This window comes from Streptomyces sp. GMY02 (assembly GCF_019056675.1).
Lineage (GTDB): Bacteria > Actinomycetota > Actinomycetes > Streptomycetales > Streptomycetaceae > Streptomyces > Streptomyces odonnellii.
The window spans coordinates 5,218,680-5,232,857 of record NZ_CP077658.1; the positions used below are offsets into that span (position 1 = coordinate 5,218,680).

The window sequence follows — 14,178 nt, forward strand, 5'->3', positions numbered from 1 at the left end:
GGGGCCGCCGGAGCAGGGGCGTCCGGAGCGGGGGCGGTCGGCTCCCCGCAGGGCGACCAGTCGGTGGCACGGGCCTCCTCCTTCCATGAGATGTGGCGCGAACTCGCGCCGCTCGGGCGGGACTCCGGCAGCGGCGGCTACCGCCGCTACGCGTGGACCGGTGCCGATGCCGACTGCCGGGCATGGTTCCGGGCGCAGGCCGAGAGCCGGGGGCTGGGCTACGAGGTCGACCGGAACGGCAACCAGTGGGCCTGGCTGGGTGATCCGCTCGCCGGCGACGCCGTGGTCACCGGCTCGCATCTCGACTCCGTACCGGACGGCGGCGCCTTCGACGGACCGCTCGGCGTGGTGTCCTCCTTCGCCGCGCTCGATGAACTGCGCCACAGGGGAGCGCGGTTCACCAAGCCGGTCGCCATCGCCAACTTCGGCGACGAGGAGGGCGCCCGCTTCGGGCTCGCCTGCGTCGGCTCCCGGCTGACCGCCGGACAGCTCACCGCCGACCGGGCCCAGGAACTGCGCGACGCCGACGGTGTCCCGCTGCCCCGGGCGATGGAGGCCGCTGGCCACGACCCGTCCGCCATCGGGCCCGACCCCGAACGGCTCGCCCGTATCGGCGCGTTCGTCGAGCTGCATGTCGAACAGGGCCGCACCCTCGACCTCTCCGGCGATCCCCTCGGTATCGCGTCCGCGATCTGGCCGCACGGCCGCTGGCGGTTCGACTTCCACGGCGAGGCCAACCACGCGGGCACCACCCGTCTCGCCGACCGCCGCGACCCGATGCTGACATACGCCGAGACCGTCCTCGCCGCCCGCCGTGCGGCCGAACTCGCCGGAGCCGTCGCCACCTTCGGCAAGGTCTCCGTCGAGCCCAACGGTGTCAACGCCATCCCCTCCCTCGTCCGTGGCTGGCTGGACTCCCGGGCCGCCGACCAGTCCGTGCTGGACACCGTGGTCGCCGGGATCGAGGCCGCCGCCCGCGACCATGCCGAGCGGGCCGGTATCGGCCTGCGGGTCGTACGCGAGTCCTTCACCCCCGTCGTCGAATTCGAGCACGCCCTGCGGGACGAACTCGGCCGGATCCTGAGCCACCGCACCGGCGTCCCCGTCCCGGTGCTCGGCACCGGCGCGGGACACGACGCGGGTATTTTGTCCGGCTCCATCCCCACCGCCATGCTGTTCGTACGGAACCCGACCGGCGTCTCGCACTCCCCGGCCGAGTCCGCGGCCGAGGACGACTGCGTGGCCGGGGTCCTGGCACTCGCCGACGTACTGGAAGGACTCGCGTGCACATGACGCACCCGGCACCAGCGGCACGAGCGGCGGCACCGAACACCCCCCGCGCGGCGGCCCAGTCCAGGCCCGCGCGGCCCACCGCGGCACCCGGGCGGACCCGGATCATGGCGCCCGGCGAGATCGCCGAGGCCACCCAGATCACCCCGGCCACCGAGGTCACCCGGGCCACCGGGGGCGCCCCCGACCCCCGCCCGGCCCAGGACACACCCGGCGCGCCCGGAGTCACCTACTGGCTGGAACACGCCTGGCTCGACAGCCATGTCGAACCGGGCGTCGCCGTCCGCGTCAACACGGGGAACGGGCGGATCACCGAGGTACGCACCGGTGTCACCACCCCGCCCCCGGCGCGGCCGTACTGCGCGGACTGACCGTGCCCGGCCTGGCCAACGCCCACTCCCACGCCTTCCACCGCGCCCTGCGCTCCACCGTCCAGGTCGGCTCCGGCACCTTCTGGACCTGGCGCGATGTCATGTACGGCTTCGCCGCGCGGCTCACCCCCGACTCGTATCACGCGCTGGCCCGCGCCGTGTACGCGGAGATGGCGCTGGCCGGCATCACAGCCGTCGGTGAGTTCCACTATCTGCATCACGCGCCGGACGGCACGCCCTACACCGACCCGAACGCGATGGGCGAGGCCCTGATCGCGGCGGCCGCCGAGGCCGGGATCCGGATCACGCTCCTCGACACCGCCTATCTCTCCTCGGCCATCACCAAGCGGGTCGGCGGGGCACCGCCCGAGCGCCACCAGCTCCGCTTCTCCGACGGCACCGCCGACGCCTGGGCCGAGCGTGCCTCCGCGCTCAAGGACAGCGACCACGCCCTGATCGGCGCGGCCGTCCACTCCGTGCGCGCTGTCCCCGCGGACCAGCTCGCCACCGTCGCCGCGTGGGCGGAGGCGCGCCGGGCCCCGCTCCATGTCCATCTCTCCGAACAGACCGCGGAGAACGAGGCCTGCCTGTCCGTGCACGGCCGTACCCCTGCCCGGCTCCTCGCCGACCACGGTGTCCTGGGCGCCCGCACCACCGGCGTCCACAACACCCATCTCACCGACGAGGACATCGCGCTGCTGGGCACCTCCCGTACCGGCACCTGTATGTGCCCCACCACGGAACGCGATCTGGCCGACGGCACCGGTCCCGCGGGCCGCCTCCAGCGCGCGGGCTCGCCGCTGTCGCTGGGCAGCGACAGCCATGCCGTGATCGACATCCTCGAAGAGGCCCGTGCCATGGAGCTCAACGAGCGGCTGCGCTCCCGCACCCGCGGCCACTGGACCGCGGCCGCCCTCCTGCACGCCGCCACCGCGGGCGGCCACGCTGCGCTCGGGCGCCCGGAGGCGGGCCGGATCGAGACCGGCGCGCTCGCGGATCTCGCGACGATCGCGCTGGACTCGGTCAGAACAGCGGGACCGCTGCCCCGGCTCGGAGCGGAGACCGCCGTATTCGCCGCCTCCGCGGCGGACGTACGCCACACGATTGTGGGCGGCCGCCACCTCGTACGCGACGGAGTCCACTCCCTCGTCCCCGACGTGCCCGCGGCCCTCGCCGCGGCCGTCGGAGCCCTGCGCGGCTGACCCCGCCCGTACCGTCCGTACCGCCGACACGCCCCACCGCGCCCGTGACGCGGCTGCCGAAGCCGCCGGAGGAGAGAACCCCCGCCATGAGCAGCCCCAGCACGGCCGTCACCACGGCCGCGACGACCACCGCCATCACCAACATCGCCACTCTGGTCACCAACGACCCCTCCCTCGGTGACGGAACCCCCATCGGTCTGATCCAGGACGCGGCAGTCGTCATCGACGGCGACCGCGTCGTCTGGGTCGGTGAATCAAGCAAAGCACCCGCCACTGACAATGCCGTCGACGCGGGCGGCCGGGCCGCCGTCCCCGGCTTCGTGGACTCCCACTCCCATCTCGTCTTCGCGGGCGACCGCACCCAGGAGTTCAACGCCCGGATGTCCGGACGCGCCTACTCCGCGGGCGGCATCCGCACCACCGTCGCCGCCACCCGCGCCGCCACCGACGCCGAGCTGGACGCCAATGTCGCGCGCTATCTCGGCGAGGCGCTCCGCCAGGGCACCACCACCCTGGAGACCAAGTCCGGTTACGGCCTGACCGTCGAGGACGAGGCCCGCGCCCTCCGTATCGCCCGCGAGCGCACCGAGGAGGTCACCTACCTCGGCGCGCACATCGTCGCGCCCGAGTACGCGGACGACCCCGCCGCGTATGTCGCCCTCGTGACGGGCGAGATGCTCGACGCCTGCGCCCCGCACGCCCGTTGGATCGATGTCTTCTGCGAGGAGGGCGCCTTCGACGGCGACCAGGCCCGCGCGATCCTCGCCGCGGGCCTGGCCAGGGGGCTGCACCCCCGCGTCCACGCCAACCAGCTCTCCTACGGCCCCGGTGTACTGCTCGCCGTCGAACTGGACGCCGCCTCCGCCGACCACTGCACCCATCTCACCGACGCCGACATCGACGCCCTCGCCCACGGCGGCACCGTGGCCACCCTGCTCCCCGGCGCGGAGTTCTCCACCCGCGCCGCCTGGCCGGACGCCCGACGGCTGCTCGACGCGGGCGCGACCGTCGCGCTCTCCACCGACTGCAATCCGGGCTCGTCCTTCACCTCGTCCATGCCGTTCTGCATCGCCCTCGCCGTACGGGACATGGGCATGACCCCGGACGAGGCGGTCTGGTCGGCCACCGCGGGCGGCGCGGCGGCCCTGCGCCGCCAGGACATCGGCCGTATCACCCCCGGCGCCCGCGCCGATCTCGTCCTTCTCGACGCCCCGAGCCATGTCCATCTCGCCTACCGCCCGGGAGTCCCCCTCGTCTCCTCCGTCTGGCAGCGCGGCATCCGTACGCACTGACGCGCAGACGCACGCCCCCGACCTGAACCGCCTGCCCCCTGCCCCCGACCCGTCGACGCCGGCCCGTCGACGCCGGTCCGTCGACGCCGGCCCGCCGGCCCGGAACCGGCGCCGTCGGACCGGCCGGTTCAAGTCACCCTTTCAGTACGGCGACCTCGTCGATCCTCGGCCGCAGCCGCTGCACCGCGCGTGTCTTCGCGTACGGCTTCAGCCGCCGCCGCATCGTTTCGAAGTGCTCGTCTCCGCGTGCCGAGGACACGTGTTCGTAGTCGTCCAGGAACTGCCACCAGCTTCCGCACGCGGCCTCAAGATGGCCGAGTTCCAACTGGCGCTGGGCCAGTACGGCGAGGAAGTGCACCCTGCCCTGGCGCTCGTTCTTCTGCTGTGCCTTCAACGACTGCTGGAGCGCCGAGATCGATCCCGGCAGGTCCTTGAACTCGTAGAGCACGTGCGACACATGGAAGAGATAGGCGGTCTGGTCGTAGCCGCCGATCGAGTCGCGCCGGTTGTCCGCCTTGGTCAGCGCGGTCTCGGTCTCGCGCAGCCGCGTGAAGGCCTGGCGCTTGTCGCCGACCATCGAGGCGGCATGGGCCTGCTGCCCCGACAGAAACGCCTGAAGGCGCGGCTCCGCCTTCGGGGAGGCCTCGGCCGCCGAGTCGGCGAGTTCCAGGGCGCGTCTGCCGTACCCCAGATTCGACGCCTGGAGGGACATGCCGCGCAGGGTGCGGCAGTACGTGACGTGATCCCCGGCGGCCCCCGCCAGTTCGAGCGCCCTGAGGTAGTACCGCTGCCCCAGACCGTGCGCGCGCTCGTACATCGCCATCCACCCCGTCAGATAGACGAGATCGGACGCGGCGGCCAGCATGTCGTTCCGTACCCCCTCCGCGGCCTCCGCTTTCAGCCATGGCATCACCGTGTTCACCAGGAACGCGGCGGCCATCGGGCGCGCGTGACCGCCCCCGAGTTCATCCAGAATGTTGGCGATCCGGTCCGTCATCGTGCGTACGGCCTGCACTTGCGGCGCCCCGATCCGGACCGTCCGCTTCCCCGGGGCGGCCGGCGGCGGTGTGGCGGCCTGTGCCAGATCGGGAAAAAGCGGTACGACCACGGCGGCCGAGAACAGACCCGCCGCGATCAGGCCACGACGCGACGGATCCATGTCCGCCCGCCCCATGTCCACAAGTTCTTCGAGCGTGTTGACACGGGCCTGGTCGGGGCCCGTCGGCGAGGTGTGAATCGACGTTTCTGCAGACCCGTGCGAAGCCGGTCGACCCGCGGAATGGCCGGTCGAAGCCACCGCGAGACCGGCTTCCGAGTGGGTCACCGGCCGGTTGAGCTTGCGGGCGAACGCCTCCAGTATCAGCGGTCTGACCTGCTCCTTCGGCATGGTGCCCGCGACCCAGTGAGACACCGCCGACTGGTCGTAACGAAGTTCGAGACCAGCTTCCGCCCCCATGCGGTTGATGATCTGTGCGAATTGTGAACGGGACCACTTCGCCTGCTCAAGCAGGCAGGCCAGCCCGGTATTGGGTGTGCGTGAGTTACTCGCCATGCTCTCAACTCCCCCAGTGCGTTCATGGCTTTCATTCTCAGACCTTCTTCCACGGTACTCGTGAAGGCTGATAACGCGGTTTTCTCTTCGTAGACGCCGATCACACGAAGACGGGGGCCAGGGTGACCACAGTGACAGACCACAGAGCCGGCAGCACAGACGAAAACGCGCACACCGAGGCCATGGCCCACGATGCCATCGCCATAACCGTGGCCTTTGACGCGATCGCCTTTGACGCCGACCGCGCCCTGGCCCCCCACCGTCTGATGCCGCCGCCGGAGGAGATCGCCGATCTCACCGACCGGCTCATCGCCCATGGCGCGCGGCTCGTGGGCGTTGTCAAGACCGTCCCCGAGGCGGAGCACTCGGTACGGGCCAAGGGCGCGCTCAAGGACTGGTACGACCTGACCGAGAGCGGCCCCGGCCACGGGGCCATGGCCAACTGGGTGCACATGCGGGCCATGGCCCGGATGTGCCGCACTTTCATGGACTATCTGCGTGAGCGCGAAGGGCGAGGCCGGCCATGACTCCCGAGGCGAAGCATCAGACCTGGTTCGTCGTGGCGGTCTGCACGCTCGGGCTGACGATCGCGCTGGCCGTGGGGCTGCGGCTATGACATCCGGGACCAGGGGTGTCGGTAACTGTCAATGACGTCCATGACTACCCGAGATCTATGACTACCCGAGATGAGTACAGTCGGATGAGTACGTGAGCTGACTGACCACCCGGACCGGACTGGGGACCGACTGCCCGGACTACCCCAGCGTTACGGGCAGTTCGCGCACGCTGTTGCCCACGAAGCTCCGCTGACGCGGCAGTTCCGCTTCCTCGGCCGCTACCTTCAGGTGGGGGAAGCGGGTGAACAACCGCCTCAGGGCGATCGTGGTCTCCAGCCTCGCCAGAGGTGCTCCCAGGCAGTAGTGCACGCCATGACCCAGTGAGAGATGGCGGGTCATGGCGGATGACGGGCGGCCGGTGAGAGTGAAACGGTCCGCGTCGGGCCCATGGGCCGACGGGTCGCGGCCGGCCGCCGAATAACCGGCCAGGACCGGAGTGCCGCGCGGGATCAGCGTGCCGGCCACGGTCAGATCGCGCGTCGGATAGCGGAACGGGAAGTAACTCACCGGACTGTCCCAGCGCAGGGTCTCCTCCACCGCGTCCGCCCAGTCGGCGCGGCCCGCCAGCAGCAGATCGAGCTGCTCGCGATGGGCACAGAGCGCGCGGACGGCGTTGGTGATCAGGTTCAGGGTGGTCTCATGCCCCGCGACGATCATCAGGAGGAGCGTGCCGAGGAGTTCGGACTCGCTCAGCCGGTCGGTGCCCGCGCGTCCGGCCGTGTCCGGGTCTGTTTCCAGGGCTTCCGTGGCCTCCGCGGCTTCCGCCGCTTCCGTACGCACGGCTATCAGCGCACTCGTCAGGTCGTCGCCCGGCTCCGCCCTGCGCGAGGCCACCACCGCGCCCAGCATCGCCACCATCTCCCGGTTGGCGGCCATCGCCTCCTCGGGGCCTATGTCCGTACGCACCAGGTCGGTCGACAGGACATGCAGCCGGTCCCTGAACTCCGCGTCCACGCCCAGCAGTTCGCTGATCACATTCATGGGCAGCGGAAGCGCGAAGCGTGCGCGCAGATCGACCACGCCGCCGCTCGCGCCGGCAGCCGCCGCGGCCATGCCGTCCAGCAGCTCGTCGGTCAGCTCCTCGATCCGCGGCCGCAGCGCCTCCACCCGCCGCGCGGTGAACGCCGTGCTCACCAGTGAACGCAGCCTCCGGTGGTCCGCTCCGTCCGCCGTCGTCATGCCCCGTACGGTCGCGAAGGTCTTCAGCGGCCAGCCGTCCGGAATCCGCCCCTCCCACAGCGCCGTGAAGTGCTCGGGGCCCTTGGCGACATCCGGGTGGCCGGTGAACTCCTTCAGCGCCTCGTGCCCGAGCACGGCCATCGCGGGTATGCCGCCGGGAAGCACGACCCGGGCCACGGCCCCCTCTGTGAGCAGCGCGGCATTGGTGGCGTGCGGACAACCGCCCGCCGGATCCATGTGGTGTGGCGCGGTCAAGGGAACCTCCTCCCGGGCGAGCGAGCTGTGCGGTCACATGACTCCTGGAACCATTCCTGCGGGTCGATCCTATGAGCGATCGGGCCGCTTCGGACAGTAGTTGTTCGGCCTCTGGCGAATGGCCGCCATGGTCTATCCGGGAATGATTTGGGTCGGTACCGTCCTTTCGGTGGGGTTGGGGACCGGGGGGTCGAAATGAGTGAGGTACGCAGCGCCGCGCGCGGTCGGGCGCGCATTCGGATCACCGCGCCGGGGGAGCTGGACGAGACCGAGATCGCGGCCTGGCGAGCGTTACGGGCCAGGTCCGGGGCGCCCGCGAACCCCTTCATGGAACCGGAGTTCACCCGTGCCGTCGGCAGCGTGCGGCCCACGGCGCGCGTTGCCGTCATACGGGAGGGCGGGGACGGATCCGGACACGGCGGCTCGTACGGAGATGGGTACGGCGGCGCGGACGGGCGGGGGTACGGCGAGCCTGTCGGCTTCTTCCCGTACGAGACAGGCCCGTTGGGGCAGGGCAGGGCCATCGGCGCGGGGGTGTCCGACGCACAGGGGGCCGTGTGCCGTGCCGGTCTGCGGCTGTCGGCGCCCGAACTGCTGAAGGCATGCTCGCTCTCCGCCTGGGAGTTCGACAATCTGGAGGCGGGCCAGGAGCTGTTCGTGCCTTCGGCGGCCGAGGAGTTCGAGTCCCCGGTCATCGATGTCCGCGAGGGGTACGAGGCGTATGCGGCGGGGCTGCGTGCCCGGTCGCCCAAGTTCTTCAGGACGACGGCCGCGAAGGAGCGCAGGCTCGGCCGCCAGACGGGCGAGGTCCGCTTCGTCTTCGACGAACGCGATCCGGCGGCGCTGCGCACGCTCATGGAGTGGAAGTCCGCGCAGTACCGCAGGACGGGGCGGCGCGACCGGTTCGCCAAGGAGTGGATCAGCGCGCTCGTACGGCAGTTGGCCCGGACCAGGACACCGGGCTGCTCGGGGGTGCTCTCCGTGCTGTACGCGGCGGAGCGGCCGGTCGCCGCGCACTTCGGGCTGCGTTCGCGCACGGTGCTGGCCTGCTGGTTTCCGGCGTACGACCCGGAGTTCGCCAAGTACTCGCCGGGGCTGATCCTGCATCTGCGGATGGCCGAGGCCGCGGCGGAGGCGGGGATGGGCCTGCTCGATCTGGGGCGCGGTGCCGCCGAGTACAAGGACGCGCTGAAGACGGGCGGGCTGCGGGTGTACGAGGGCTCGGTGGCGCGGCCGGGCGCGCGGGCGGCCCTGCACTGGCTGAGCAGGGAGCCGTCCCGCCGGGCGCACAGCTTCATACGGAACAGGCCGGGGCTGGCGGGGTATGCGCGGCGCACGCTGAACCGGGTGGGCCGGCTGCGCGCGAAGTGACCGGGGGACCGGCCGACCGGGGGAGAGGCCGCCGCGAACGAGGGGGGAGTCGATGACGTACACATCCAGCGCATCCAGCACATCCGGCAGCTCCAGCACGGTGCGGACACCCAGCACCGCACGGACATCCGGCGGTGCGCGTCGGGGAGCGCGGCGCGCGGTGGCCGAGCTGCCGCCCATCGCCGTCGCCGAACTCGATCTCGACGGACCGGACGGCCAGATGCTCTCCCTGGACCCGGCGCCGGGCGGTCCGCCGCTGGGTGCGGGGGACGTCTTCGCGCTCGTACGGTTACGGGGGCGCCCAGCCGCCACCGTCCTGGCGCATGTCGGGTCGGGGGAGGACCCGGCCGAGGTGCTCGCGGCGGCTTTCCGCGCCCGGAGGGATCCGCCGGGCGCCCGGACAGGGCCTGAGCCACTCGTACCCGAAGCGCCCGCGCCGGGGCCGCCTCCGGCCGAGCCGCCCGTGTCCGACGAGTCCGCCGCGCCTCCTCGTACCACCGTGGTCGTTGCGCCTCCTCGCACCACCGTCGTCGTCGCCACCCGGGAGCGGGCCGGGCAGCTCGGGCGGGCGCTGGACTCGCTCCTCGCGCAGGACCATCCGGACTGCCGGGTGCTGGTGGTCGACAACGCGCCCGTCACCACCGCCACCCGCGATCTGGTCGCCTCGCGCTATGCCGGCCGGGTCGGCTATGTCCGGGAGCCGCGGCCCGGACTGGCCGTGGCGCACAACCGCGGTATCGCCGCCGCCGGTGCCGACAGCGCGGTCATCGCCTTCACCGACGACGACGTGGTCGCGGACCCGCACTGGCTCACCGCGCTCACCGAACCCTTCGCGGCCGATCCCGGGCTCGGCTGTACGACCGGGCTGATCCTGCCCGCCCGGCTGGCCATCACCGCGCAGATCCTGCTGGAGAGCCATGGCGGCTTCGCCAAGGGCTTCGAGCCCCGGCTGTACGACCCGGCCAGGCCGCCCGCGGACGAACCGCTCTTCCCGTTCACCGCGGGCAGTTTCGGCTCCGGCGCGAACATGGCGTTCCGCGCGGGAGCGCTGCGGGCCGTGGGCGGTTTCGATCCGGCCACCGGCACCGGCACCCCCGCCAGGGGCGGCGACGACCTCTACGCGTTCGTACGGATCCTGGCCGCCGGGCACCGGCTGCGGTACACCCCCGAGGCGCTCGTCTGGCACCACCACCGCGAGACCTGGCAGGACCTGAGGAACCAGGCGTACGGCTACGGCGCCGGGCTGACCGCCTATCTCACCGCGATCCTGGTCCGCTGCCCGGACCTGCTGCCCGCCCTGCTCGTGAAACTGCCGCGCGGCCTCGCCCACGCCCGCGCGATCACGGCCCACCGCCCGGACACGGCGGATGATCCGGCCGGCGAACCGGGAGGGGAGGTGGCGCCGGGCGCCCATGGCGCGCGGGCCCATCCCTGGCCGCGCGGTCTCTCCCGACTGGAGCGCCGGGGCATGCTGTACGGACCGCTCGGCTACGCGAAGGCGCGCGCACGCGTACGCCGCCAGGCACGCGATGAGCAGCATGAGGCACGGCGGGAGCACCACCGGATACGCGGGGGGCGCCCATGAGCGGCAGCCGGCGTGGTCCCTGGCCCGCCCCCGCCCCGATCCCCGTGCTTCTCTATCACGCGGTGATGGACGACCCGCCCGACTGGATCGCCGAATTCACCGTCACCCCAAGGGACTTCGCCGCCCATCTCGACGCGGTCACCGCCAGCGGCCGTACGCCCGTGACGATCAGTGCCCTCACCGGCCGGGGCGAGGTCCGTGGCGGCCGGACGCCCCGACCGCCCCTGCCCGCCCGGCCCGTGGTCCTCACCTTTGACGACGGCTTCGCCGATCTCCCCGGCCCCACCGCCGAGGCGCTCGCCGCCCGCTCCCTGCCCGCCACCGCGTATCTGACCACCGGAGCGATCACGCCGGGCCTGACCAGCCTGCTGCCGCCCGGTCCGATGATGACGCTCGCGCGGGCACCGACGCTGGAGGGGTACGGCATGGAGGTGGGCGCCCACACCGTCACCCATGCCCAGCTCGACACGCTCACGCCCGCCGCCCTCCACCGCGAACTGCGGGACGCCAAGGCCGCGTTGGAGGACACCCTCGGCCATGAGGTCGCACATCTCGCCTATCCGCACGGCTACAACAGCCGCGCGGTACGGAGAGCCGCCGCGCGCGTCGGATACGCCTCCGCCGTCGCCGTACGCCATGCGCACACCTCGGAGGGGGACGAGCCGTACCGCATCGCCCGGCTGATCGTGCGCCGTACGCACACCGCGGCGGATGTGGAGTCCTGGATGGCGGGCGGTCCCGCGGCGGGCGAGCGGGCCAGGACCGCGCCCTTTCCCGACTCGCCGCTCACGGCGGGATGGCGGCTGTACCGGCGCGCGCGGGCGCGGATACGAGGCCCGGAGTTCGCCGGTTAGCCCGAGTCCGAGTGCGCGAGTCGGCCCGAGTTCGCGGGTCGGCCGGGGGAGGGAGACCTGAAAGAAACGAAACAAACACACCGAGAGTTCCTATACTTCGCTTCAGGGACAGCGGCGTGACGGCCGCGACCACATCTGTGGGGGGAGTCGCACTGTGCAGCAGCCCGTGCCCGTACCAGAGCTGCGACCCGCGCACGAGCCGCCGCCGGCCGCGCCACAGCCCCCGCGCCGTACCGGTCCCGGCCGGACCGCCGCCGGTCTGTTCCGTCCTCAACCGCTGTTCTCCTGGCTGCCATTGGTGGTCGCGGCCGCCCTGTGGAGCTGGTCCTTACCCCGTATCGACTTCCACGGCATGGGGGACTTCGGCCTCCTCGACCGCTTCCCCCTCGCCTACTACGCCGCGCTCGCCGTACTCACCGCCGGCTTCCTGGCCGGTCTGCGCCGGGCCGGGACCGCCCCCTGGTGGCCGCTCGCCCACTGCGTCGCCCTGCTCGTGGCGCTCAAGGCGCCGCCCGCCCTGCTGTACGACTCGGTGCGCTACCCCTGGGCGTCCAAGCACGACGCCGTGATCGACCGCCTGCTGGCCGAGGGCACCGTCCACCCGACCGTCGAACTCTCCGGCGGCATGTCCGCGTACGACCAGTGGCCCGGCTTCTTCTCGCTCAACGCCGCACTGGTCCGCGCCTTCGGGACGGAGGGCGCGGCCGGCTACACCAACTGGGCGCCCGTCGCGTTCGGTCTGCTGCTGATTCCGGTCCTGGTGCTCATCTACCGCACCTTCACCGACGACTGGCGCCTGGTGTGGACCGCGGTCTGGATTTTCCAGCTCGCCAACTGGGTGGGGCAGGACTATCTCTCTCCGCAAGGGTTCGCCTATCTCCTCTTCCTGACCGTGTTCACCGTGGTCGTGCGGCATTTCGTCCGGCCGGGGTCGGCGCGGCGGCTGCGGGACCGGTCGTATCTGGACCCGGCCGCGGCCTCCGTACCGCCGCCCACCGGGCTCCGGCAGCGGGCGGTCTGCGTGGTGGTCCTCGCGCCGCTGATCGCGGCCGTCAACGCCTCGCACCAGCTCACCCCGGTCATGCTCGTGATGACCCTGTCGGCGCTCTGCCTCACCCGCCGCTACCGCAATCTCGGGCTGCTCGCGGTCACCGGGGTCATCATGCTCGTCTGGGATCTGACGATGGGGCGGGTGCTGTTCCTGGAGACGCTGGGCTCGCTGCGCGAGACGGCGGGAGATCTGCTGGGCAACTCCCGCGCCGGGTTCGCGGGCGAACCGACCGGGCCGGGGCCCGAGCTGGTGGGCGACGCCAACATCCTGATGGTGCTCGTGCTCGGCGGACTGGCCGGTGCGGCGGTGCTGCTGCGGCGCGCGCTGACCCGGAGCGCGCTGCCGCTGCTGCTGGCCGCCGCCGCGCCCGTACCGCTGTTCGCGGTCAACGACTACGGCGGCGAAATGCTGTTCCGGGTCTATCTGTTCGGGCTGCCCGGTACGGCGTTCTTCGCCGCGGCGGCGCTCGTTCCGGCCGCGACGGGCACCGGGAGGGCGCGCCTACTGGCCCGGCGGACCGGCGCCGTGGCACTGCCGGTCGCGCTCATCGCGCTGCTGGCGGGCTTCCTGCCCTCGTACTACGGCAAGGAGGCGATGCAGTACGCGCCGCCGGTGGAGACCGCGCTGGTGGAACGGGCGTACGACCGGGCCCCGGAGGGTGCGCTGATCCTGGCCACGACCGGGTCCTTCCCCGGCGCGTACCACCGCTACGACCGGTACGAGCGCTGGTTCTTCACCGAACAGGAGGTGCCGGAGAACCTGAGGATGCTCAAGGACCCGGCCGGATATCTGGCGGCGGGCATCCCGGACGACCGCCCGGCCTATGTGATCCTCACCCCGGCCCAGGACAGGGCCACCGCCGGCGAGGGCTATCTGCCCCCGGGCGGCTTCGCCCGGCTGCGCGAGGCACTGAAGGCGTCGCCGCGTTTCCGGGTCGTGGAGGAGAGCGAGCACGGACTCGTACTGGAACATGTCCCCACGCCGGAAGCCGCCCGATGAACGACGAGGAGGCCGGCCGATGAGCGACGAGCGGGAAGCGGCGGTGCCCGGCGACAAGGCGGAGGCCGTGGTGCCCGGCGAGAGGAGGCAAGCTGCGGTACCCGGTGAGGGGAAAGGGCCGTCGGCGCCCGGCGAGGGGAGGCGAGCAGCGGTGCCCGGCGAGGGGAGAAGGCCCTCGGCCCGGTTCTGGCCGCGCCTCGGGCTCGCGCTGTCCGGGTGGGGTGCCCTCGCCGTCACCGGCCTTCCCGGGGGCTCGCCTCTCCGCTGGATCCCCGTCCTGCTCTTCGTCGCCCTCGGGCCCGGGTTCGCCCTGCTGCTGCCCCGGCCGCCCGGTGCGCGACTGCGCCCAGGCGCCCGGCTGGAGGTCCTCGCGCTGGCCGCGCCCCTGAGTCTCTCGCTCGCCGTCCTTCTCGCGACGGCCCTCTACGTACTGGCCGTCTTCTCGGTCCCGCTCTTTCTGGGGACGCTCGCCGCCTTCTGTACGGTGGCGGCTGCGCTGCCCGCCGTACCGTTGCCCGCGAGTGCCGTACCCGGCCCCCGGAAGGGCCCATGACCGGGGA

General features: G+C 72.3%; 10 protein-coding genes and 1 pseudogene. 9 read left to right on the forward strand and 2 right to left on the reverse strand.

The genetic code is table 11. From position 1 onward, the window contains the following. Nucleotides 1-63: 63 nt before the first annotated feature. From KQY30_RS22115 to hutI, 3 genes and pseudogenes are all read left to right on the forward strand, one after another. Nucleotides 64-1,293, forward strand: a complete 1,230-nt coding sequence (locus KQY30_RS22115; RefSeq protein ID WP_302185368.1) for an allantoate amidohydrolase — start codon at nt 64-66, stop codon at nt 1,291-1,293. A 104-nt stretch (nt 1,294-1,397) separates the two neighbouring features. Then, nucleotides 1,398-2,863: pseudogene (locus tag KQY30_RS22120) on the forward strand (formimidoylglutamate deiminase). 86 nt (nt 2,864-2,949) lie between these two features. Beyond that, nucleotides 2,950-4,155 carry an imidazolonepropionase gene (gene hutI, locus KQY30_RS22125; RefSeq protein ID WP_217308335.1) on the forward strand — a complete coding sequence of 402 codons (1,206 nt, stop codon included), beginning with the start codon at nt 2,950-2,952 and terminating at the stop codon, nt 4,153-4,155. 133 nt (nt 4,156-4,288) lie between these two features. Here hutI and KQY30_RS22130 read toward each other — a convergent pair whose 3' ends face one another. Continuing rightward, nucleotides 4,289-5,707, reverse strand: coding sequence for a hypothetical protein (locus KQY30_RS22130; RefSeq protein ID WP_217308336.1), 1,419 nt, complete (start codon nt 5,705-5,707; stop codon nt 4,289-4,291). Between the two features lie 131 nt (nt 5,708-5,838). On the opposite strand from KQY30_RS22130, the gene KQY30_RS22135 reads away from it, so the two are divergent. Beyond that, a complete protein-coding gene (locus tag KQY30_RS22135) occupies nt 5,839-6,234 on the forward strand; it encodes a DUF6415 family natural product biosynthesis protein (protein ID WP_217308337.1) in 396 nt (131 codons plus the stop codon). Nucleotides 6,235-6,462: 228 nt separating this feature from the next. On the opposite strand, the gene KQY30_RS22140 is transcribed toward KQY30_RS22135, so the two are convergent. Further along, on the reverse strand, nt 6,463-7,740 hold the full coding sequence (locus KQY30_RS22140; RefSeq protein ID WP_217311240.1) for a cytochrome P450: 1,278 nt from the start codon (nt 7,738-7,740) through the stop codon (nt 6,463-6,465). 213 nt (nt 7,741-7,953) lie between these two features. Here KQY30_RS22140 and KQY30_RS22145 point away from each other — a divergent pair, with 213 nt between their 5' ends. From KQY30_RS22145 to KQY30_RS22165, 5 genes are all read left to right on the forward strand, one after another. Beyond that, nucleotides 7,954-9,129: a GNAT family N-acetyltransferase gene (locus tag KQY30_RS22145; protein WP_217308338.1), complete on the forward strand. Its 1,176-nt coding sequence runs from the start codon at nt 7,954-7,956 to the stop codon at nt 9,127-9,129. A 220-nt stretch (nt 9,130-9,349) separates the two neighbouring features. Further along, the gene (locus KQY30_RS22150; RefSeq protein WP_254407653.1) at nt 9,350-10,714 is read left to right on the forward strand and encodes a glycosyltransferase family 2 protein; all 1,365 of its coding nucleotides are present in this window, start codon (nt 9,350-9,352) and stop codon (nt 10,712-10,714) included. Then, nucleotides 10,711-11,568 carry a polysaccharide deacetylase family protein gene (locus KQY30_RS22155; RefSeq protein WP_254407272.1) on the forward strand — a complete coding sequence of 286 codons (858 nt, stop codon included), beginning with the start codon at nt 10,711-10,713 and terminating at the stop codon, nt 11,566-11,568. Before KQY30_RS22150 ends, KQY30_RS22155 begins: the two co-directional genes overlap by 4 nt. Before the next feature lie 154 nt (nt 11,569-11,722). Further along, on the forward strand, nt 11,723-13,618 hold the full coding sequence (locus KQY30_RS22160) for a hypothetical protein (RefSeq protein ID WP_254407273.1): 1,896 nt from the start codon (nt 11,723-11,725) through the stop codon (nt 13,616-13,618). A 19-nt stretch (nt 13,619-13,637) separates the two neighbouring features. Further along, nucleotides 13,638-14,171, forward strand: a complete 534-nt coding sequence (locus KQY30_RS22165; protein WP_254407274.1) for a hypothetical protein — start codon at nt 13,638-13,640, stop codon at nt 14,169-14,171. Nucleotides 14,172-14,178: the final 7 nt, after the last annotated feature.

Bases quoted from the DNA above. Each gene is read 5' to 3' on its own strand.
- hutI (WP_217308335.1), top strand. From the start codon at position 2,950: ATGAGCAGCCCCAGCACGGCCGTCACCACGGCCGCGACGACCACCGCC.
- KQY30_RS22130 (WP_217308336.1), bottom strand. From the start codon at position 5,707: ATGGCGAGTAACTCACGCACACCCAATACCGGGCTGGCCTGCCTGCTT.
- KQY30_RS22140 (WP_217311240.1), bottom strand. From the start codon at position 7,740: ATGGATCCGGCGGGCGGTTGTCCGCACGCCACCAATGCCGCGCTGCTC.
- KQY30_RS22145 (WP_217308338.1), top strand. From the start codon at position 7,954: ATGAGTGAGGTACGCAGCGCCGCGCGCGGTCGGGCGCGCATTCGGATC.
- KQY30_RS22150 (WP_254407653.1), top strand. From the start codon at position 9,350: ATGCTCTCCCTGGACCCGGCGCCGGGCGGTCCGCCGCTGGGTGCGGGG.
- KQY30_RS22155 (WP_254407272.1), top strand. From the start codon at position 10,711: ATGAGCGGCAGCCGGCGTGGTCCCTGGCCCGCCCCCGCCCCGATCCCC.
- KQY30_RS22165 (WP_254407274.1), top strand. From the start codon at position 13,638: ATGAGCGACGAGCGGGAAGCGGCGGTGCCCGGCGACAAGGCGGAGGCC.